Source organism: Scatolibacter rhodanostii, from assembly GCF_900197595.1.
Lineage (GTDB): Bacteria > Bacillota > Clostridia > Oscillospirales > Acutalibacteraceae > Scatolibacter > Scatolibacter rhodanostii.
Genome location: NZ_FZLO01000001.1, coordinates 25,504 through 48,107 on the forward strand (window position 1 = coordinate 25,504; position 22,604 = coordinate 48,107).

Below are 22,604 nucleotides of genomic sequence, written 5' to 3' on the forward strand. Positions count from 1 at the left end.
TTAGTGCTAAAAAGAGAAAGGAGAACCGAATGACAACAACGGGAAAAACGCTTGGCGGATATGATAAAAGGAAAGCAGGGGCGAATCAGCAGAATAATTTAGTTGCAGCAAGTAAGAAAAATATAAAAAAGATTCCTTTTGCCCTTTTCTCTCGTGGCGCCGGCATGGACTTACCTCTTTTCTTTTTTATTGTTGTTTTGCTTTGTATCGGCCTCATTATGCTGTTTTCAGCCAGCTTTGCTTATTGCTATTACAAGTATGATGACAGCTATTATTTTATTAAAAGGCAGCTTGTTTTTGCTATTGTAGGTGTAATAGCAATGCTGCTGATTTCAACAGTTGATTATCATCGCTATCATCAATTGGCGTGGCCGATTTTTTTGATAACAATACTTCTGCTTGTAGCTGTTTTGGTGGTGGGTAAATCAGTCAACGGTGCGAAGCGTTGGATTGAGATTGGCCCAATAGGATTTCAGCCTTCTGAAATTGCGAAGTTTGCCCTGATATTGGTTTTTGCACATATGATTTCACAGCGGGTTGGCAAAATGGCGACTTTCAAAGAGGGGGTTCTTCCGTTTTTAATTGTGCTAGGTGTCATTTGTGTATTAATTATCGCTGAAAAGCATCTTTCCGCTACCATCATTGTGGCTACCATTGGTGTCATTATGATGTTTGTAGGCGGTACCAAAATAAGATATTTTGCCATTCCCGCAGTTATTGGAGTAGTCGCTATCGGTGTCCTGCTTTTGTTTTCAGAGAAATTTGGTTATGCAAGTTCTCGTGTTGAGGTTTGGCTTGATCCCTTTAATCCCAAATTGGGTTCTGACGAGGCGTGGCAGATTCAGCAGTCGCTTTATGCCATTGGTTCAGGCCAATTGTTGGGAGTTGGACTTGGCCAATCTCGTCAAAAACACTTATATCTCCCAGAACCGCAGAATGATTTTATTTTTGCCATTGTCTGTGAAGAACTTGGTTTTGTAGGAGCATTGGTGGTTATTATCCTTTTTGCCCTCTTGATTTGGAGAGGTATTTATGTTTCGTTGCACGCAAGAGATAAATTCGGCACTATGTTGGGTCTAGGTATTACTTTTCAAATTGGCATACAAATTGTGCTGAATATCTGCGTGGTAACCAATACAATTCCCAATACTGGAATTAGCTTACCCTTTTTTAGCTATGGAGGAACAGCGTTGATGATTATCTTGGCAGAGATGGGAATTCTGCTGCAGATTTCACGCAGTTCCAACATCGAAAAAATGTAATGCGCGTCGTGCTAAAAGGTAACATTTTTACTTGGAAAAATCAAAGAAAAATGCTTGCCGGGAGAAGGATAAAGGAAAAAACAGGAAAGAGGTTTACAGAATATATGAAAGTTCTGTTTGTAGGTGGCGGAACCGGAGGTCACATCAATCCGGCTCTTGCCATGGCGGGCTATTTCAAGAGAAGAGAGCCTGACGTAGAGATTCTATATGTCGGAGCGGAAGGCGGCATGGAATGCCGCTTAGTACCCGCTGCCGGATATGAAATGAAAACCATTCGTATTTCAGGATTCCAAAGAAAAGTGTCGCTGCAAAATGTTGTTAAAAATGCGAAAACTGTCGTAAGAATGTTCACGGCCACAGCCCAGGCAAAGAAAATTATCAAAGACTTTGACCCCGATGTTTGTGTAGGAACAGGCGGCTATGTCAGTGGGCCTGTTTTGCGTGCAGCAGCTAAAATGGGCTACCCTTGTGTTATACATGAATCCAATGCGTTCCCCGGTGTAACCACTAAAATGGTGGCACATTCAGTTCATACTGTTATGTTGGCAGTGGAAGATGCCAAAAAGTATTTTGACAGCAATGTAAACTGTGAGGTCACCGGAAATCCTGTGCGGGCAGAAGTGTTGGATGCAGAACGAGAAGCTTCTAGGCGTAAATTGAATTTAGATGACAGACCTGTGATTTTGTCGTTCGGTGGCAGTTTAGGGGCGGCGGCCCTGAATCGAAGTGTAGCTGAAATGTTGAAATTGAGCAGCAAAGATAAAAAATACCAACATATTCATGGTTATGGCACGCATGATGATGATTTTAAGAAAAAAATCAAGTCTGACGGCATAACGAAAGAAAGTGACCCTCAGATTCAGCTTTTAGAATATATTCATGACATGCCAACAGCGTTGGCAGCGGCAGATATTGTAATTGGACGTGCCGGTGCAATGACCTTAACAGAGATAGAGGCAAAGGGCAAAGCATCCATTCTAATTCCTTCACCAAATGTGGCAGAAAATCACCAGTTTCACAATGCGAATGCCTTGGTACAGCATGGTGCTGCTGTTATGATTGAAGAAAAAAATCTAACAGGAGAGATTCTCTGGCAGACAATTGAAAAAATCATAAATACCCCAGGTAAACTGCAAGCTTTAGAAGAAAACGCAGGTGAAATGGGCATAAAAGAAGCCGATTTAAAGATTTATCACGCCATTAAAAAGGCTGCTAGAACCAAAATAACGAAATAGACATAGAATAAACAAGCTCACCTGTCACCCAAATTTTAGCATTTCATATAATGAAATATGCTGGAATGAGGGGTGTGTATATGATTATTATTGACGGGCCCGTAAAACTTGGTGGTGAAATTAAAGTGCAGGGCGCAAAAAACAGTACGCTTCCGCTGTTGGCGGCGGCTGTGATTTGTAAGGGAGAAACGGTTTTGCACAATTGTCCCGCACTGTCGGATGTGGAAACCGCTGTGCGTATTTTGGAGCATTTAGGCTATCAATGCACAAGAGAAGGCTCAAGCTTAATTGTAAATAATGAAATGAAATGCTGTGAAATCCCACCGGATTTGATGAAAGGAATGCGTTCTTCTATCGTTTTCTTGGGGGCTCTGGTTTCTCGCTGTGGTGAAGCAAATTTACATTTCCCGGGCGGTTGTGAAATTGGACTAAGACCCATTGATATTCATATTTCATCTTTGAAAAAACTTGGAGTAGAAATTGAAGAGAGCGGCGGTTGTTTAAGGTGCAGTGCACCCAATGGAATTCGGGGCAGCTATGTTTCTTTGCCGTTCCCCAGTGTAGGCGCAACCGAGAATTTAATGCTGGCGGCCGTGTGCTCAAAGGGCACAACGGTCATTTCCAACGCAGCGAGAGAACCTGAGATTTCTGATTTAGCATTATATCTGAATCGCTGTGGAGGTAGAGTTTATGGTGCCGGAGAGAGCTGTGTCATTATTGATGGCGTAGAAGAGCTTCACGGCTGTGAACATACGATTATGCCGGATCGCATTGTGACTGCCACCTATATGGCAGCAGCAGCGGTAACCGGCGGTGATGTTGTGATTCGGGGTGTGGATAACTCCCATATTCTGCCGATGATGTCACCATTTGAAGAATCAGGATGTTGTATTAGACAATATGGTGATGTAATTAATATTTTAGCACCCGAGAGATTAAATCCGGTTAAACATATCCGTACCATGCCTTATCCGGGATTTCCAACGGATGCGCAGCCAATTGTTATGCCCATGGCAGCATTAGGCAAAGGCACAAGTATCTTAGTCGAAAATATTTTTGAGAACCGCTACAAATATGCTGAAGAGCTAAACCATATGGGTGCCAATATTCGCATTGAAGGAAAAGTGGCCATTGTAGAAGGGGTAGAAAAATTGGTTGGTGCACCCGTTACTTCATGGGATCTAAGAGGGGGAGCCGCTCTTGTGATTGCAGGATTGGCAGCAGAGGGTGAAACTCGGATTTCTGGAGAAGAATATATTTATCGTGGCTATGAAGATTTAGAGCAAAATTTTGCCATGCTGGGTGCTAAAATAAGGACAGCAGAGGGAAAATAAAGAATTCAGCAAGGCTTTTAAGTGGGCGGCCTATCGTCATGTCGCCCGCTCTTTATCAAGGCAAAATTGACAAGCTAGGAAAATAAATTAGGAAGGAGAAACCAAATGGGATTTGAAGATAAGCGCCATAACCGACAAAGACCTAGTGCAGAATTCAGCGATATTGGCAAAGGCAGAAGACCCAAAGCAGAGCCGGCAAAATCTACAAGATCCAAAGAGGATAGAGTACATAATGTAATTGGCGATGTACATTTTGAAACCAGACATCGCCCTCCTAACGTAGATTCTTATTTTTTTGATGCTGATGAAAATACAGAGCGTTCTCGTGTGGTACAGTTGGAAGAAAGAGAAAGACCGCAGAGACGCAAAAATATCGCTGAACCCAAAAAGAAGCCTCCTTCTAAAAATAGGAATAAGGGCGCCCCGCCCCAAAAGCAAAAGAGAAAATCAATTGAAGAGCGGGGAAGACAAAATAATAAGCAAGTAGCCAAAACATCCAAAACGCGGAAACCTAAAAGAAAAATGAAGCCTGGGTTAAAAAAAGCGCTCCGTGTAATAGTGACGATATTTGCGCTTGTGACAATTCTGCTCGTTTTTATTTTTCTTGTCTTTAAAGTAGATATCGTGCAAGTAACGGGTGAAAGCGTATATAGCAGTGAAGAAATAACAGAGGCCAGTGGAATTAGCAAGGGCGGTAATTTGATTTTACTCTCTTCTCGAGCTGCCCAAGAAAAAATTATACAAAAGCTGCCGTATATTGAATCAATCAAAATTAACCGCAAACTGCCGGGTACAATAGAAATTGCTGTGACACCGCTTAAGGTAGCTGTGAGCATTCAACAAGAGAAATCTTGGGTTCATGCCAACAGCAGCGGCAGAATTGCTGAAATCAGCACGACATTGCCTACTGACACCATACAAATCGTAGGGTTAACTCTTGAAAACCCAACGGTTGGTAATTTGATTGAGATAGCCGATGACGCCCAGCAAACGGTTTATCAAGAAGTCTTTCAAACTCTTACAAATGCCGATGTATTAAATTCATGCAAGTCAATTGATTTTGCGGATTTATATAATATTTCTTTAAATTATGAGGATAGAGTTACCATTAAACTGGGTAGCGCAACAGAGTTGCCAGACAAGCTTGATTTTGCGCTCGGTCTGATTCGTGACCAGATTGCTGCAGATGAAAAAGGAACACTGGATGTATCTTCTGCAAAAGAAAACGGCAGAGGTATATTTACCAAGGATGTACAGGAGAATGCCTTGCCAGTGGCAGAAAACAATACGGAAACGGATGAAACACAAGATGCTTCTTCTGATAACCCTAATGAGGAGGTGCCAGAAAATCCTGAAGACAGCTCCGAAGCTTCTTCGCCTACAGAAGATAATGAACAAACAAGTGAAAATAGTAGCGATGAAGAAAATTGGGGAGAAGCCGCAACCGATTTTGAAGAGTAAGAAATTCGAAAGATGTATATGTTCAAATTAACTAAAGAAAACGGTAATTTTATAGTTATTTTCGGGTGTAAAGGTGTAAATGTTTAAAATAGTTGTGTTTTTTGAATAAACTTCTTGAAATTTTATCGAAAAAGTGATAGATTATAGCATATAGATTCAAAAAATAAAGTAATTCCCTTTACAGGCATGAAACAAGAAATTACGTTTAGGATACTGGATTTTTGATAAAAGAAATTTTAGGATTAGGAAAATAGGCCAAGGAGGAAAAATTATGCCTTTTGAAGTTGATAATTTGCTGGATGAAACCCCACAGAAAATAAAAGTAGTTGGTGTCGGTGGCGGCGGCGGAAATGCTGTGAATAGAATTGCAGCAGCGGGTGTAAGAAGTATTGAGCTCGTTTGTATGAATACAGATAAGCAGGCTCTTCTGCGCTCACAGGCAGCTGTGAAAGTTCAACTCGGTGAAAAGCTGACGTCAGGACGTGGTGCGGGTTCTAAGCCAGAGATCGGCGCAAAAGCAGCAGACGAAAGCCAAGAAGTGATTGAAAATACTTTGCGCGATGCCGATATGGTATTTGTGACTGCCGGTATGGGCGGCGGCACAGGAACCGGAGCAGCCCCCAGAGTGGCTAAGATTGCAAAAGATTTAGGTGCCCTGACAGTTGGTATTGTCACAAAGCCTTTTGCTTTTGAAGGTCGCCGCAGAATGGAGCAGGCAGAGGCCGGTATTGCCGCTTTGCGTGAGCATGTTGATTCCTTGGTGGTTATTCCAAACGAAAGATTAAAACTTGTTTCAGAAGAGAGAATTACACTTGCCAATGCTTTTCAGGTTGCTGATGACGTATTAAGACAAGGCGTGCAGAGTATTTCTGATTTGATTCAGCTGCCGGGTATTGTCAATCTTGACTTTGAAGATGTTAAAGCAGTGATGCAAAATGCTGGCTATGCACACATGGGCGTTGGACATGCAACTGGTAAAGATAAAGCCGAGCAAGCTGCTATGGCCGCCATCTCCAGCCCGCTGTTAGAAACGAAAATTGCGGGAGCAAGAGGCGTTATCATTAACATTACCTCTTCACCTGATATTGCTTTGGATGAAATCGATACGGCTTCACAAATTGTTACCGAGCGTGCACACGAAGATGCAAATATCATTTGGGGTGCTACATTTGATGAGAATATGGAAGACGAGATGCATGTCACCGTTATTGCTACCGGTTTTGACGGCATGAACGGCGAAGAAACAGAAAGAGCAGTTTCTCCCAATCTTCTTGATTTAGATGAGGATGAATTTCTAGCCGAAACCATCACATCAGTCCCCACCAGCCGTTCATCATCTGAACCAAAGGTTGACCCTTCTGTGATTGACGACGACGATACATTTACGGATATTATGTCTATTTTTAATCGAAAATAATCTTTATTCCATATAAAGAGATTGCGATTAGCGATTGACTTTTACTAAAAAGATATCTGTAGTAAAATTAGCTTAAGTTGCGTTTCAAAACAAATTAAAGAGGATATCGCTGATAACTGTAAATGAGTTGGCGATATCCTTGTTAAATTTATCAGAGTTTTGCAAATTTTTATTACATAAAGAGAGTGAGAGAAAATTATGAAAAAATGGATTTTAGGTATTCATCATGTTGCTATTCGCCCGACAAAAGAAAACTACGAAAAAACGGTCAATTTTTATGTAGAACTGTTAGGGTTAGACGTGCTGCGTACATGGGGCAATGAAGAAAAACCTTGCTGCATGATTTCGACAGGCGACAATAGTTGCCTAGAGATTTTGGGGGATGGAAAATCAGACCCAAACACGAAGGGCGTCTACGAACATCTGGCATTCCACACAAAATATACGGATGAATTGATTGAGCGTGTGCGAAACGCAGGGTATGAAGTTACGATGGAGCCAACGGACATTGTGATTGGTTCAGTACCGCCATGCCCCGCACGCATTGCTTTTTGTAAAGGCCCTATGGAAGAGATTATTGAGTTTTTTCAGGTTTAAAAATCATATTTAAGGTGATTGGCGCATAAAATAGGAGATGGGAAAAGATGACAGAAAGAAAAGTGTATGCAGATGAAATCGTTGTAGCAGCAAAAGAAATTCGTGCAGGCGAAAGAGTTTTGTTTTCCGGAACAGTTTATACTTCTCGTGATGCCGCACATAAAAGAATCAATACGCTGTTGGATGAGGGCAAGGAACTGCCATATGATTTGCAAAATGCAACAATTTATTATGCGGGACCTACCCCGGCTCCTGCCGGTATGCCAATTGGTTCTTGCGGACCCACAACAAGCGGGCGAATGGATACCTACACACCTCGTTTTTTGGATTTAGGACTAAAGTGCATGATAGGTAAGGGCAAGCGCAGTGCGGAGGTAATCGAAGCCATGGTGCGTAACCAAGCGCTATATCTTTGTGCCATTGGCGGAGCCGGTGCACTGGCTGCTAAATGTATTATACAAGCGGATGTCATCGCTTTTGAGGATTTAGGCTGTGAATCTGTCAAACGTTTGGTGCTAAAAGACTTCCCATTAATTGCCGCAATTGATTGCATGGGTACAAGTGTTGTGAAATAAAGACCGAAGCAGAAAGAGTAGATTCAAAAAATGCCTTTGGCCTAATGAGGTGCTTTATCTTTCGTTCTATTTCCAGCCTTGTCAGTCATAAGCTCAAAATTTTTTTTTGATAGGCTGTGTGAAGGCATAAACAGTGGGAGCTTTCTCATAAAGATGTTTGAATAGCAATGAGTTTTGATGAAATAAAGAGGAGGAGCGTAGAATGGATTTTTTGATGAAACTCTGGGTAAAAGAGTATCCTCAAGAAGTAGAGAATTCCTTAGTTCGGCTAAAATGCGGAAAAGTTGCCGGAGCGATTGGTGTTCTATCAAATATACTGTTATTTGCTATTAAGCTGTTAGCCGGATTGCTCGCCGGTAGTGTAGCAATGATTGCGGATGCTGTTAACAATTTGACAGACTGCGCTTCTTCACTCATCACAGCCGTGGGCTTTAAACTTTCGGAGAAGCCGGCAGATGATAAACACCCATTTGGTCATGCAAGAATTGAGTATTTAGCAGGAATGATTGTTTCCTTTCTGATTATTTTTGTGGGTTTCCAATTAGGCGTTTCTTCTTTCACAAAAATTTTTGAACCACAAGAAGTGACTTTTCCACCGTTAGTAGCTGTAATATTGGTTGTTTCTATTTTGCTGAAAATTTGGCAGAGCCTCTTTTTTGCCGCTGTAGGAAAGACACTTGACTCTTCTACTTTGCTAGCAACTTCAAAAGATAGCCGTAACGACGTAATTTCAACAACAGTCATTTTACTGGGTGCTATTTTTACTCATTTTACAGGGATTACCTTAGATGGCTATTTGGGACTCGTAGTGGCTATTTTTATTTTGATTTCTGGTGGAAAGTTGATTTTGGAAACAGCAGACCCTTTGTTGGGAACAGCACCCAACAAAGAACTGACAGAAAGTATTGTTGCCAAAATTCTTTCGTATGATGGAATATTGGGTGTACATGATTTAACAGTGCATAATTATGGGGCCGGTCGTCGTTTTGCCTCGGTTCATTGTGAGGTGTCGGCAGAGGAAGATATCCTAAAAAGTCATGATATCATTGATAATGTGGAGCGTGACATAGCCCATGAAATGAATATTCAGTTGGTTATTCATCTGGACCCGATTGTTACAAACAATGAACAAACCAATGCTCTAAAAAAACAAGTTATAGCCGAAGTAACCCGAATCTACCCTAAAGCCAATATACACGATTTTCGTGTGGTGTGGGGCATTACCCATACCAATGTACTTTTTGACGTTGCGCTGCCGTTTGCCGAGAAAGACAGCGACATAACGATTCACAAAAAAATTACAGATTTAGTCGGCAGCATAGATGAAACATATCGCTCAGTGATTGTTATTGACCGTGTAAGTGAAAATGCTATATAAATAAAAGCAAGTGCCAGTAAATCAATCCCCCTATAGTTAGATGGTTTGTCTAACTTTTTGAAGGAGATTTACTCGTTACTTGCTTTTTTGTAGTCAAATAAAATCTCAACCTGTTGGATTTATTTGAAAGGTGCACTCTCGACACGAGGTGTTTTCTGCTACAAGCAGAAATGTCTATTCTCGTAAGACTTCCAAGAATAATAGAAAAATTAGTGTTAGGGTTTACAAAAAGGGTTGTTTGGGGTACAATATCAATAAATATATTCAGGAACGGAGAGATAGGATGTCCCCAAAATATAAGAGAGTTTTATTAAAGCTGAGTGGTGAATCTTTAGCCGGTAAAGCAGGACATGGCATTGATTTTGATACAGTATTAGAGATTTGCGCCCCCATTAAAAAATGTGTGGATGCCGGTGTTGAGGTAGCCATTGTAGTTGGCGGCGGTAATTTCTGGCGTGGTCGTAGCAGTGGAAATATGGACAGAACCAGAGCAGATCATATGGGTATGTTGGCAACAGTGATTAATGCTTTAGGTGTTGCAGATGGTTTGGAGCAAGTCGGATTAGATGTACGTGTGCAAACTGCGCTAGAAATGCGCTCTGTGGCAGAGCCTTATATTCGCAACCGTGCTGTGCGTCACCTTGAAAAAGGCCGTGTGGTCATTTTAGGTTGCGGAACAGGAAATCCGTTCTTTTCGACCGATACCGGAGCTGCTTTACGTGCTGCCGAAATCGAGGCTGATATTATCCTAAAAGCAACCATGGTTGATGGTGTATATGATTGTGACCCGAAAAAGAACCCAAATGCAGTCAGATATGAAAAACTCACTTATATGGACGTTCTCAACAAAGATTTACAAGTCATGGATATGACAGCAGCTTCTTTTTGTAAGGACAGTCATATTCCGTTTATGGTGTTCAGTATTGAAGACCCGGAAAATATCTTCCGCGCAGTGCAGGGAGAAGCAATTGGTACTTTGGTTGAATAAATGCTGCCTAATTTTCGGCGGACGAACCGAATAAAAAAATAGATGAATAGGCGATTGCCTGACAGCAAGAAAGGGAGAGAAGAATGAAAGAAGTATTAGACAAAGCAGAACTAAAAATGCAAAAAGCAATTGAGCATTTAGAAGAAGAATATGGGGCCGTCAGAGCAGGACGTGCCAATCCGGCTGTACTGGATAAGATTCTTGTTGATTATTATGATGTGCCAACCCCTATTAACCAGTTAGCAGCTGTTTCTGTAACAGAGGCCCGTATGCTGACCATTCAGCCTTGGGATTCTTCTGTTCTGCGCTTAATTGAGAGAGCCATTCAGACCTCCGATTTAGGCGTGAACCCACAGAATGACGGCAAGATTATTCGTTTGGCGTTTCCACCTCTGAACGAAGAACGCAGAAAAGAATTGGCAAAAGAAATTAGTAAGCTTTCTGAAGAAGCTAAAATTGCCATTCGCAGTATTCGCCGTGATGCTCTTGAAAAACTTAAAAAGCTGAAAAAAGATGCCCAGATCACAGAAGATGATTTAAAAGTAGCTGAGAAAGATGCCCAGACACTGACTGATAAATATTGTAAAACGGCAGATACTACTCTTGCTAAAAAAGAAAAAGAAATCATGGAAATTTAATAGAATTGCTCTTTATGATAGGTAGCAAAAGAGGTTAGAATATTGTTTTTTAAAAAGAAAAAAGCAGAAGTGCGGGCAGCCGTTGTGCTGCCCGAGCATATTGCTATCATTATGGATGGGAATGGACGATGGGCGAAAAAGCGGAATTTGCCCAGAAGCTCGGGCCATACGGCGGGAGCTGCCAATTTTAAGACCATCACTCGCTATGCAGCTTCTATTGGTGTAAAATATCTTACGATGTACGCTTTTTCTACGGAGAATTGGAAGCGCCCGCAAGATGAAATTGGCGCTTTGATGAAGCTTTTTCAGCAATATTTGCGAGAAGCTTTGGATGATTTTTTGGAGGAGAACATAAAAGTTAGATTTATCGGTGATGTGTCGGTTTTTCCGAAAGAATTGAAAAAACTGATTCGAGAAGTCGAAGAGGTTTCTGAAAACCGAACAGGCATGGTCTTAAATCTTGCGATGAATTATGGCGGGCGTAAAGAAATTTTGCGTGCTTTTGAGAATATTAGAGAAGATTTGCAGGAAAATAAAATACAAGAAGTAACGGAAGAAACGGTGGCTGAATATCTTTACACAAATGGGCAGCCTGACCCTGATTTAATTATTCGTCCAAGTGGCGAGCAGCGGTTATCAAACTTTCTTTTGTGGCAAAGCGCATACTCTGAATTCGTCTATTTTGATATTCTTTGGCCTGACTTTACACCAGAAAATCTGATGCAAGCGATTGATATTTATTCTTCTCGCCAAAGGCGTTTTGGTGGGATTTAAAAACATGAAAAATGCTTGGGGAAATAAGAAAACAAAGGAAAAGGGATTCTTTATATGAAAGAACGCATTTTTTCAGGGGCTGTTCTCTTGATTTTTTTAGCAGCGGTGGTTTTGTTTAATGATACAGCACCGTTTGCTTTGCATATTGCCGTGGCAGTGATTGCCGCTTTGGCAGTGTATGAACTGATGAAAGCTATGCAGGTCGAAAAAAAATGGTATTTGTCGATTCCAAGCATTTTGGCAGCGGCAGGCGTCTCTTTGACATTTGAGCCACTGACTATTTTTGCCATTTACAGTATTTTTGCAGCGATTATTTTTGCTGGTCTAATTATTAAACATAAAGAAATCTCTTTTAAAGAGATAGCAGTAGTGTTGAGCATGGTGACAATGATACCACTGGCGTTGCGCTCTTTGATTTCTCTTCGAAACTTGAGCGAGAGCCACGGCATGTTTTATGTGCTGATTGCTATTTTGGCTGCATGGGGTTCTGATGCCGGTGCTTATTTTGCCGGTACTTTTTTTGGCAAGCGTAAGCTGTGCCCTGAAATTAGCCCCAAAAAGACAGTAGAAGGTTTTATTGGCGGTGTTGTCACCAATATTGTGATTGCTTTGCTTTGCGGTTTGATATTTACGCAAACAAGGCAAAGTCAGGATGTTCAAGTTGTTTATTGGGTTTTGGCACTAATTGGACTTGTTGGTTCATTGACTTCTGTTCTGGGCGATTTAAGCTTTTCGCTTATTAAAAGAAGTTGTCATATCAAAGATTTTGGCCAAGTCATTCCAGGGCATGGCGGTGTTTTAGACCGCTTTGACAGTGTGATTTTTACCGTACCATTTGTATATTTGATTGTAGCGGTTTTGCCTATTTTGACTGCTTAAAGGAAACACATAGACTAAGAAAAATTCTCTTATTTTAGGATTGAATTGCTCTCTTAATTTGGTGAATTGTGAGGTAGTAGCCGAGTAATTCATCAATCAGAGCGCAAATCCGGAAAAGACTGGGATACTATAATGAATAACTTATCACTTTTAGGCTCGACAGGTTCAATTGGAACACAGACCCTAGAGGTTGTGCGACATCTAAATAGACTGGGAGAAGTTCCTGTCACGATTAAGACATTGGCAGCTCATTCTGATATTGGGCAGCTTGAAGAGCAGATTAGAGAGTTTAAACCAGAAGCGGCAGCGGTCTTTGATGAAGAAGCAGCCAAAAATCTTCGGGTACGTGTGAGAGATTTAGATGTAAAAATCTTGTCAGGAATAGAAGGCATTTGTGAAGCGGCTGCATGGCATTCTGCGGATATCACGCTGAATTCTGTTGTGGGAATGGTAGGGCTTAGACCTACTATGGCAGCGATTCAGGCGGGTAAGACGTTAGCGTTGGCTAACAAGGAAACATTGGTAGCGGGTGGCTCCCTTGTCATGGAAGCTGCCAAAGCAAACAAAGTGCAGATTCTCCCCGTGGATAGTGAGCATTCTGCTGTTTTTCAGTGTTTGCAAGGCTGCAATGAAAAATCAGAGCTTAAAAAAATTATTCTCACAGCATCGGGCGGTCCGTTTTTCGGGAAATCGATAGACGAACTAAAACAGGTGACACCAAGTATGGCACTTAAGCACCCCAATTGGGATATGGGCGCGAAGATTACCATTGACAGTGCCACTATGATGAATAAAGGTTTAGAAGTCATTGAAGCAAAATGGTTGTTTGATATGCCTCCCGAGGCAATCGAAGTGGTTGTGCACCGAGAGAGTATGATTCACTCTTTAATTGCATATAATGATAATGCTGTAATAGCACAGTTGGGTTTGCCAAATATGCAAATTCCGATTCAGTATGCGCTTACCTATCCAAAACGCTTACCGTCGCCTTGTCCTGAAATGCACTTGTGGGAAATCGGTACATTTAGCTTTGCTAAACCAGACTATGACACGTTCCGTTGTCTTGCTCTTTGTTTAGAGGCAATTAAAATTGGCGGAACAGCTCCTGCGGTGGCAAATGCGGCCAATGAGGTGGCAGTAGATTTATTTTTGAAAGAGAAAATTGGATTTTTGGATATTCCTGAATTAGTGGAAGCAGCCCTTAATAGCCATAAGGCCATATCGGCAAGTTCGTTGGAAACGGTATATGAAGCAGACGAATCTGCACGAGAATTCGTAAGACAGACAGTGGCTCATGGATAAAAAATGATGGACTGAATGAATTTTTCAATCAGTATTGCTACCGAAATAGGAAGAGATATTTTATCGAGAGTAGCCGCTGAAAACAAATTTTAGATGAATCCAGCTAAGTTGGATTCGATGGGAGTGAATTTATTTGCATGTACTAACCATAATAGCCCTTGCCTTAATTGCCATTATTCTTTTTGGATTGATTATTTTTCTTCATGAACTGGGTCATTTTATAACAGCAAAGCTGTTTAAAGTGCGTGTAAACGAATTTGCTATCGGTATGGGACCAACCTTGCTTAAATTCCAAAAGGGTGAGACCCAGTATTCTTTGAAATTACTGCCCATCGGCGGTTATTGTGCGATGGAAGGCGAAGATGAAGCCAGCAATGACAACCGGGCTTTTGGCAATAAACCAGTTTGGCAGAGAATGATTATCATTGTAGCCGGCGCTATGATGAACATTATATTCGGCATTATTCTGATGTTTACTTTGATGGTGCAGAAAGATACTTTTGTAACCACACAAATCGGTGCTTTTACTGAGAATTCTGCCATAGAAGCAGCTGGCATACAGGTGGGAGATACTTTTTCACGAATTGATGGCTATAAGATTTATACTGATCGTGATTTGACGTTTGCTCTGGGTATTGCGAATCCTGATTCGGTGGATATTGAAGTAGAACGTGATGGCAAAACATTACTCTTTCCAGATACCAAGCTAAATACTTTACCAGAACAGGTCAATGGTAAAAAAATTGTTCAACTAGATTTTAAGGTCTTTGGTGTGGATAAATCAGCAGGGCTTGTCCTTTCTCGCTCTGTCAAAGAGACTTTTTCTATGGTGCGTATGGTCATTGAAACGCTGAAAGGCATGCTGACAGGACGGTTTGGCTTAAATGAAATGGCAGGGCCGATTGGTACAGCACAGGTAATTACACAAGCGGCTGGTCAGGGTTTACAGCAAAGTTTTGGCTCTGCGGTTAACAATATTGTGTTGATTATTATTTTGATTACAGTGAACCTTGGCGTGGTCAATCTCTTGCCAATTCCTGCGCTGGATGGCGGAAGATTCTTGTTCCTTTTGGTGGAGCTGATTATCAGAAAACCTGTTCCTCAAAAATATGAGGGAGCTATTCATACCATTGGTTTTGTTCTTTTAATGGGATTTACTGTGTTCATCGCAGCTAGCGATATTTATAAGATTGTGACAGGAGTAACTATTTAATCATGAGAAGAAATACAAAGCAGGTGAAAGCAGGGAGTGTGCTGATTGGCGGAGGTGCGCCAATCAGCATTCAATCTATGTTGAATGTGCCGTCAACGGATATTGAAGGAAGCGTCCAGCAAGCCATGGAACTGCAAAGTGCCGGTTGCGAGCTGATTCGTGCGGCGATTCCAGATATGGATGCAGTGCGTTTGATTCCTGCTATAAAAGAAAAAATATCTGTGCCTCTTGTAGCTGATATTCACTTTGATTATCGACTTGCTTTGGCAGCTGCAGATGCCGGCATCGACAAGATTCGCATTAACCCGGGAAATATCGGCAGCGAAGAAAATGTACGCAAAGTGGCTGATAAATGTCGTGAAAAAGGAATTCCGATTCGTATTGGCGTGAATTCGGGTTCAGTTGAACGCTCGATTCTACATAAGTACGGTGGCCCGACGGCAGAGGCTCTTTGTGAAAGTGCCTTGTTCCATGCGAGGCTTTTAGAAAAGTTTGATTTTACAGATATTGTCTTATCACTCAAGGCTTCTTCTGTCGACAAGATGATAGAAGCCTATGAGAAAATTACGGAATTATGTGATTACCCCCTGCATCTCGGTGTAACAGAAGCTGGGACAAGCCGTATGGGGACGATTAAATCGGCAATTGGCATTGGCAGCCTTTTACAAAAAGGAATTGGCGATACGATTCGTGTTTCACTAACCGATAGCCCCATAGAAGAAGTCAGAGCAGCAGCAGATATTTTGCGCGCGCTTGATTTAAAATCAGGTGTAAAGCTGGTTTCCTGTCCAACCTGTGGGCGCACCCGCATTGATTTAATTTCGCTTGCCAAGCAAGTGGAAGAAAAGCTGAAAGACTGTGAAAAGAACATCACAGTGGCGGTTATGGGCTGTGTTGTGAACGGCCCAGGTGAGGCCAGAGAGGCCGATTTAGGTGTGGCAGGTAGTGTTGGCGTGGGTGTTTTGTTCAAAAAAGGGCAAATTCTGCGCAAAGTACCCGAAGACGAAATTTTATCAGAACTCATGAAAGAAATTGATGCGTTTGAAGAATGAAGGAATGGATTTGTGTGTAATGAGTAAGCTGAAAGCACAAATCTATACATCAGAATAGTAGCGATAAATAGGTGATCCTACTGGTTTATCACGAGAAATTTTGCCGTTTTCACTTGAGGGAAACGGCAAAACGAATTAAAGAGGGTTGTAGATTGAAAAAACTGGGAGCATTTTTTCAGAACGAGATTCAAAATCAAAAAATACTACAGGGAATCCTAGACGGAGATATTGAGGCAATGTCATTGCAAAAGCAAGAAAGAATCCTGACAATGGAAGTTGCTTTCGCGCTTTTTGTGGATTATCTGGACTTGCAAAAGTTTTGCAAACTGTTAGAAAGTTCTTCTTTTCAGTTGAAGCGAGCTGTGATTCATCCCCGCTTTTTACCGGAACTGTTGAAAGAAGAATGCTTTTCTTCTCTGTTTGCGGCATTAAAAGAGCAAGATGCCTCGCTGAATGGTACGTTTAACGGAGCTGGTATTCAGCTAAAAGAAAATAAAGTGACGGTAGAGTTGAGCCATGGTGGGTTTGACTTTCTTATGGCCAAAAAAATTGATAAAAAGCTCTCTAAATTGATAGAGGAATGGTTTGCTGTCTCCTACGAAGTTGAATTTTCAGGTAGATTGAATATTGAAGACGGTGGCGAATCACTGATTCAAAGAGTAAAAGTGGCCGAAGAAAAAAAGCGGCGTGAAATACAGATTGAGAAAATGGAAGTTTACGAATCTTCATTGGAAGAAGGACCAAGTCGGAAAAAGATTAATTTTCGTGAGGGGGCAAACTTGTTTCCAACGATTCTGCCTGAAACAGCACGTCCGGTGTTGGGTAATGCCATTAAAGCAAAGCAGTTGGTGCCGCTAAGCGATTTGTCGATTGACATCGGCAGCACCGTTGTTTGGGGAGAAATTTTCGACATTGGTGCTCGTGAAACCAGAGATAAGCGCAGAAAGATTTATAGCATTGACATTACCGATTATACAGGTTCGGTCACGCTCAAAATCATACAAGAATCGAATCTCTGCAAGGCTTTAGACACCCTGAAAAAAGGTGACGCCATTATGGTGCGCGGCGACATTAGTTATGATAAATATGACAGAGAAAACGTTATGAGGCCCTCGGCTATTTCTAAGGTGCAACAAATTGAAGTGGTCGATGATGCGCTTGAAAAACGTGTTGAGTTGCATTTACATACCAATATGTCAGACCTTGACGGTATGACTCCTGCTAAAGAGTTGATTATGCAGGCACATCACTGGGGGCAAAAAGCAATTGCAATTACTGACCACGGTGTGGCACAGGCTTTCCCAGAAGCGATGAACACGGTCGAGAAAATTCGCAAAGATGGTACAGATTTCAAAGTGATTTACGGGGTAGAAGCTTACTTTGTTAATGACCTTGTGCCAGCTGTGTTTGGGACAAGCCGCCAACCGCTTGACGGTGACTACATTAGCTTTGATATTGAAACCACAGGGCTAAGCGCCAAGACAGAGCGTATGACTGAAATCGGTGCCGTTCGTATTCAAAACGGTGAAATTACCGATACCTTTAACACCTTTGTTGACCCCGAAAAGGCGATTCCACCAAAAATTACGGAACTCACAGGGATTACAGATGAAATGGTGGCAGGTGCACCCAAAGAAGCCGAAGCACTCAAAGCATTTATGGATTTTTGCGGTGAAAGTGCTATTTTGGTGGCACATAACGCTCCGTTTGATACAGCGTTCATGAAAGTAGCGGCAGAGCGGGCAGGAGTGGCGTTCCCTTATACTTATATTGACTCTGTCCCTGTATGTCGTTCGCTTTTACACGATATTAAGAACTATAAGCTGGACACGGTTGCAAAATATTTGAAACTAAAGCCCTTTAATCATCATAGAGCCAGTGATGATGCCACAGTTTTGGCAGAGATTTTCATCAATCTGCTGCAGAGGTTGAAGGACGATTGCGGCGCAAAAGTGGTAGACGACATCAATGCGGCTTTGGCGGGTGGTGACCCCAAAAAACTGCCAACCTATCATCAAATTATTTTGGTTAAAAATCAGGTGGGACTCAAAAATCTCTATAAGCTGATTTCTGCCGGACATCTTGAATACTATTTCCGTCGCCCCAGAACACCTAAAAGCCTTTTGAACCAACTGCGAGAAGGCTTGCTAATCGGTAGTGCCTGCGAATCAGGAGAACTATTCCGCGCTGTGGTGCGTGGAGATTCATTTGATACGCTCTGTAAGATTGCCGAATATTACGACTATCTTGAAATTCAGCCGCTTGGCAACAATCAATTTATGACGGCGGATGGCAGCACCACGATAGAACAGTTGAAGGAATTCAATCGCACGATTATTAGAATCGGTGACAAACTTGGCAAGCTCGTGGTGGCAACGGGTGATGTTCACTTCAAAGACCCGAAAGATGCCAATTTCCGTAAGATTATTATGGCGGGAAAAGGCTTTAAAGACGCAGATGACCAAGCCCCTCTGTATATGCGTACAACAGCAGAAATGCTCAAAGAATTTGAATATCTGGGCAAAGACAAGGCGTTTGAGGTTGTTGTGACCAATCCAAATAAAATTGCCGATATGGTGGATTATGTGCGACCGATTCCAGAGGGTGTTTTCCCTCCGATTATTGAGGGCGCAGAAGAACAACTGATTGAAATCACAACCAAACGCACGAAAGAAAAATATGGGAATCCACTGCCAACCATTGTACAGGAGCGGCTGGATAAAGAGCTTGGTTCTATCACCAAACATGGTTTCTCTGTTTTGTATATGACGGCACAAAAGCTGGTGGCCGATTCAGAAGAACACGGCTATTTGGTTGGTTCTCGTGGTTCGGTTGGCTCCTCGTTTGTGGCGAATATGTCTGGTATTTCAGAAGTGAATCCACTTGAACCACATTATATCTGCCCAAACTGTCAACACAGTGAGTTCATCACAGATGGCAGTTACGGTTCAGGGTTTGACTTGCCTCCCAAAAACTGTCCTCACTGCGGAACAGAATATCATCGTGACGGCCATACGATTCCGTTTGAAACATTCTTAGGGTTTGATGGCGACAAAACTCCTGATATTGACCTCAACTTCTCCGGTGAATATCAGAGCGGCGCACACCGTTATACCGAACAGCTTTTTGGCCGCGATAACGTGTATAAAGCAGGAACAATCTCCACGATTGCGGAGAAAACGGCAATTGGCTATGTAAAAAAATATGCAGAAGAAAAAGGGACAACCTATCATAAGGCGGAAGAAAAACGGCTTGCCATGGGTTGTACGGGTATCAAACGAACGACCGGACAGCACCCTGGCGGCATGGTCGTTGTGCCAAAGGGCATGGAGGTCTATGACTTTTGCCCTGTTCAACGGCCAGCGAATGACCAGAAGTCTGATAACATTACGACGCATTTCGATTTCCACTCCATTCATGACACGATTTGCAAGCTTGACGAGTTGGGACACGACGTGCCGACCATTTATCGCTACCTCAAAGACTATACCGGAATCGACGTGATGGAGGTTTCGATGAGTGACCCGGACGTTATGTCGTTATTCACATCGACAAAAGCATTGGGCGTTGCCCCAGAGGACATTGATTCCAAAACAGGTACATTTTCTTTGCCTGAAGTGGGTACTAGTTTTGTGCGTCAAATGCTTATGGATGCCCAGCCGAAAACTTTTTCTGACTTACTGCAAATTTCAGGCCTTTCTCACGGAACTGACGTATGGATTGGCAATGCGCAGGAACTCATCAAAGACGGCACTTGTCAAATTTCAGAGGTTATCGGTACACGTGATAGTATTATGACGTACCTTATGTTAAAAGGTTTGCCGCCCAAAATGGCTTTTAAAATCATGGAGATTACTCGAAAAGGATTGGCGACAAAACTACTGACAGAAGAACATATTCAAGCCATGAAAGACCATGATGTACCGCAGTGGTATATCGATTCTTGCTTTAAAATCAAGTATATGTTCCCTAAAGCGCATGCGGCTGCCTATATGATTGCTACCCTGCGGTTGGGTTGGTATAAAGTCCACCGCAAAGTAGAGTATTATGCGGCTTATTTCACAGTGCGTAGTGATGATTTTGACGGTGCAACGGCAATTAAAGGCAAATCAGCTGTTTTTGCCCGCATGAAGATGATTGACAACAAAATCAAGAACCGTGAGGCCACTGCCAAAGAAGAGGGTGAATATGCGACCTTGCAGATTATCAATGAAATGCTGGCAAGGGGTATTGAACTTCTGCCTGTTGATATTTATAAATCGCACGCCAATAAATTTGTGGTCGAGGACGGCAAAATTCGCCTGCCCTTTTCCTCGCTTTCCGGTGTGGGAGAAGCAGCTGCTGTTGGTTTAATGGAGTCCTCCAAGACAGGCGGAGAATTTATTGCGATTGATGATTTGCAGAGCCGAGCAAAAGTTTCGAGCGCTGTTATTGAAGCCTTGCGCGAAGTGGGTGCGCTCAAGGGTATGTCAGAGAGCAGTCAAGTTTCTTTCTTTTAAGGTAAAAGAGCTTTGTAGCTAAACAAAATAGGATTTGAGAAAGACTTGACAAGATTCATTTATTGTAGTATTATGATAACACATTAGCGAGATAAAGCGTATTGCTTTTACATAAAGAGTGATTGCCAAAATGAAAAGAAAGGCAAGTGTTATCGATGAAAAATTTTAGCCGAATCACCCCCGAGGGGACAAAAGATATACTTTTTGAAGAATGCAAAGCCAGAAGAGAGACAGAGCGCCGCTTGGCCTCTGTCTTTTTGCGCCGTGGCTACCATGAGGTGCTTACTCCCGGTATTGAATTTTTTGATTTATTCACATTGCCCGGTGCGGCTTTGGCGCAGAGTGATATGTATAAAATGACAGATAACAATGGCAGATTAATGGTTCTGCGACCTGATTCTACCTTGCCAATTGCTAGAATGACAGCTTCTAGACTGCAAAACTCCGCATACCCAATTCGCTTATTCTATAACCAATCCGTTTATCGTAACTGCCCTGATTTGTCTGGAAGAAACACCGAACTGCCCCAAATGGGCATTGAACTGTTAGGGGCAAAGGGGCTTCGCGCCGATTTAGAAGTCATCTCGGTGGCTGTTCAAGCACTTGCCAGCTGTTCCAAACAGTTCCGAATTGAAATCGGGCATGCTAAATTATTCAGCTATTTTGCCGATAAGCTTCCTGTTTCTGAAGAAATCAAGGAGAATATTCGAGGTCAAATTGAATCAAAAAATTATGGAGCTCTAAACGAAATTTTAAGTCAACTCGAACCAAGTACAGAACTAGAAGCGATTAAAAAGCTCCCTTCTTTGTTTGGTGGAGCAGAAGCCTTGCAAGCGGCAGAAGAATATTGCAGCGATGAAGAAACTAGACAAATGCTTATGGAAATGAAGAAACTTTATACTGCGTTGGCTGATTTTGGGCTAGGCGAGCGTATCATCGTCGATTTAGGCCTTGTGCAGAGCAACGATTACTATACGGGAGCGGTATTCAGCGCCTATGTAGAAGAATCAGGTGATGCTGTGCTTGTGGGCGGTCGCTATGACACCTTACTTGAAAAATTTGACCATCCCATGCCGGCTATTGGTTTTTGTATTGACACAGCTGTACTTGCTAAGATTCTGCCGAAAAACGGGGATATGGCAGAGGAAATAAATGATTTAATCATCGTGCACAGTGAAAAAGGGTTTGAAATTGAAGGGCAAAAAAAGGTTGATTTTTATAACAATCAAGGTGTAACCTGTGAAAGTTCTGTGTGTGAAAAACGAGAAGAAACCTTACTCTACGCAAAAAGTAGAGGAGCGACCAAAGTGGTTGTGGTAGGGAATGTAACAGAAGAAATCGACATAGGGGAGGCACAAGCATGAAACCGCTCAGAATTACACTGACAAAAGGTCGATTGGAGAAAAATACAGTTAAACTGCTTGAAAAAGCAGGGTTTGATTGTACCGCTGTGAAAGAAAAAGGCAGAAAGCTGATTCTCCCTCTGGCAGACGGCAAAATGGAGATTGTGCTGGCAAAAGCAGCAGATGTAATTACGTATGTCGAGCACGGTGTGTGTGATGTTGGCGTTGTCGGCAAAGATACCATTATGGAAAACGGCAGCCGCTTTTTCGAGATTTTAGATTTAGGTTTTGGTAGATGCTGCTTTGCTGTTGCTGCTCCAAAAAACAGCAATTTTTACAGCGGTTATAGCGCCAAGCGGATTGCCTCTAAATATCCCAATGTGACAAAGCGATTTTTCGAAAGCAAATCAATGGATATCAATGTTGTGAAAATTGAGGGTTCGGTTGAATTAGCACCCCTTTTGGGTCTTTCTGATGCGATTGTTGATATTGTGGAGACAGGGGAAACGTTAAGAGAAAATGGATTAGAAGTTGTGGAAGAAATTGCACAGATTTCGGCAAGGCTAATTGTCAACACGGCGAGCATGAAGCTTCGAAAAGACGAGATTGAAACGCTGGCGTCACAATTAAAAGCGGTTATTGAACAAGAAGATTGAA

18 protein-coding genes are annotated in these 22,604 nt (G+C 42.1%); all 18 read left to right on the top strand.

Translation table 11 applies throughout. The features are described 5' to 3' along the window. Nucleotides 1–29: 29 nt before the first annotated feature. The 18 genes from ftsW (at nucleotide 30) to hisG (ending at nucleotide 22,603) form a co-directional block, all read left to right on the top strand. Nucleotides 30–1,262 (top strand): putative lipid II flippase FtsW, encoded by a 1,233-nt coding sequence (gene ftsW, locus CS931_RS00150; RefSeq protein ID WP_242964861.1) that lies wholly within the window; start codon nucleotides 30–32, stop codon nucleotides 1,260–1,262. A 104-nt stretch (nucleotides 1,263–1,366) separates the two neighbouring features. Beyond that, nucleotides 1,367–2,497: an undecaprenyldiphospho-muramoylpentapeptide beta-N-acetylglucosaminyltransferase gene (gene murG, locus CS931_RS00155; RefSeq protein ID WP_099203741.1), complete on the top strand. Its 1,131-nt coding sequence runs from the start codon at nucleotides 1,367–1,369 to the stop codon at nucleotides 2,495–2,497. An 80-nt stretch (nucleotides 2,498–2,577) separates the two neighbouring features. Next, entirely contained in the window at nucleotides 2,578–3,831 is a 1,254-nt protein-coding gene (murA, locus tag CS931_RS00160) for a UDP-N-acetylglucosamine 1-carboxyvinyltransferase (protein WP_099203742.1), read from the top strand. 105 nt (nucleotides 3,832–3,936) lie between these two features. Then, nucleotides 3,937–5,292: a cell division protein FtsQ/DivIB gene (locus tag CS931_RS00165; protein ID WP_099203743.1), complete on the top strand. Its 1,356-nt coding sequence runs from the start codon at nucleotides 3,937–3,939 to the stop codon at nucleotides 5,290–5,292. Nucleotides 5,293–5,563: 271 nt separating this feature from the next. Beyond that, nucleotides 5,564–6,709, top strand: a complete 1,146-nt coding sequence (ftsZ, locus tag CS931_RS00170) for a cell division protein FtsZ (RefSeq protein ID WP_099203744.1) — start codon at nucleotides 5,564–5,566, stop codon at nucleotides 6,707–6,709. 198 nt (nucleotides 6,710–6,907) lie between these two features. Further along, nucleotides 6,908–7,306: a VOC family protein gene (locus CS931_RS00175; protein WP_099203745.1), complete on the top strand. Its 399-nt coding sequence runs from the start codon at nucleotides 6,908–6,910 to the stop codon at nucleotides 7,304–7,306. Between the two features lie 47 nt (nucleotides 7,307–7,353). Then, nucleotides 7,354–7,881, top strand: a complete 528-nt coding sequence (locus CS931_RS00180; protein ID WP_099203746.1) for a FumA C-terminus/TtdB family hydratase beta subunit — start codon at nucleotides 7,354–7,356, stop codon at nucleotides 7,879–7,881. A gap of 202 nt (nucleotides 7,882–8,083) precedes the next feature. After that, nucleotides 8,084–9,259 (top strand): cation diffusion facilitator family transporter, encoded by a 1,176-nt coding sequence (locus CS931_RS00185; protein ID WP_099203747.1) that lies wholly within the window; start codon nucleotides 8,084–8,086, stop codon nucleotides 9,257–9,259. Between the two features lie 283 nt (nucleotides 9,260–9,542). Continuing rightward, nucleotides 9,543–10,247, top strand: a complete 705-nt coding sequence (gene pyrH, locus CS931_RS00190) for a UMP kinase (RefSeq protein ID WP_099203748.1) — start codon at nucleotides 9,543–9,545, stop codon at nucleotides 10,245–10,247. Between the two features lie 83 nt (nucleotides 10,248–10,330). After that, nucleotides 10,331–10,885 carry a ribosome recycling factor gene (frr, locus tag CS931_RS00195; RefSeq protein WP_099203749.1) on the top strand — a complete coding sequence of 185 codons (555 nt, stop codon included), beginning with the start codon at nucleotides 10,331–10,333 and terminating at the stop codon, nucleotides 10,883–10,885. 39 nt (nucleotides 10,886–10,924) lie between these two features. Next, nucleotides 10,925–11,659, top strand: coding sequence for an undecaprenyl pyrophosphate synthase (uppS, locus tag CS931_RS00200; RefSeq protein ID WP_370738180.1), 735 nt, complete (start codon nucleotides 10,925–10,927; stop codon nucleotides 11,657–11,659). 54 nt (nucleotides 11,660–11,713) lie between these two features. Next, nucleotides 11,714–12,538, top strand: a complete 825-nt coding sequence (locus CS931_RS00205) for a phosphatidate cytidylyltransferase (protein WP_099203750.1) — start codon at nucleotides 11,714–11,716, stop codon at nucleotides 12,536–12,538. Between the two features lie 132 nt (nucleotides 12,539–12,670). Beyond that, nucleotides 12,671–13,840 carry a 1-deoxy-D-xylulose-5-phosphate reductoisomerase gene (locus tag CS931_RS00210; protein ID WP_200814920.1) on the top strand — a complete coding sequence of 390 codons (1,170 nt, stop codon included), beginning with the start codon at nucleotides 12,671–12,673 and terminating at the stop codon, nucleotides 13,838–13,840. A gap of 133 nt (nucleotides 13,841–13,973) precedes the next feature. Next, on the top strand, nucleotides 13,974–15,053 hold the full coding sequence (locus CS931_RS00215) for a M50 family metallopeptidase (protein ID WP_099203752.1): 1,080 nt from the start codon (nucleotides 13,974–13,976) through the stop codon (nucleotides 15,051–15,053). A gap of 2 nt (nucleotides 15,054–15,055) precedes the next feature. Next, a complete protein-coding gene (ispG, locus tag CS931_RS00220) occupies nucleotides 15,056–16,105 on the top strand; it encodes a flavodoxin-dependent (E)-4-hydroxy-3-methylbut-2-enyl-diphosphate synthase (RefSeq protein ID WP_099203753.1) in 1,050 nt (349 codons plus the stop codon). A 161-nt stretch (nucleotides 16,106–16,266) separates the two neighbouring features. Further along, nucleotides 16,267–20,604 (top strand): PolC-type DNA polymerase III, encoded by a 4,338-nt coding sequence (locus CS931_RS00225; protein ID WP_099204559.1) that lies wholly within the window; start codon nucleotides 16,267–16,269, stop codon nucleotides 20,602–20,604. 155 nt (nucleotides 20,605–20,759) lie between these two features. Further along, complete coding sequence (gene hisZ, locus CS931_RS00230) at nucleotides 20,760–21,968, top strand: ATP phosphoribosyltransferase regulatory subunit (protein ID WP_099203754.1); 1,209 nt, start codon at nucleotides 20,760–20,762, stop codon at nucleotides 21,966–21,968. After that, nucleotides 21,965–22,603, top strand: coding sequence for an ATP phosphoribosyltransferase (hisG, locus tag CS931_RS00235; protein ID WP_099203755.1), 639 nt, complete (start codon nucleotides 21,965–21,967; stop codon nucleotides 22,601–22,603). The genes hisZ and hisG overlap by 4 nt, the downstream gene beginning before the upstream one ends. Nucleotide 22,604 lies beyond the last annotated feature (1 nt).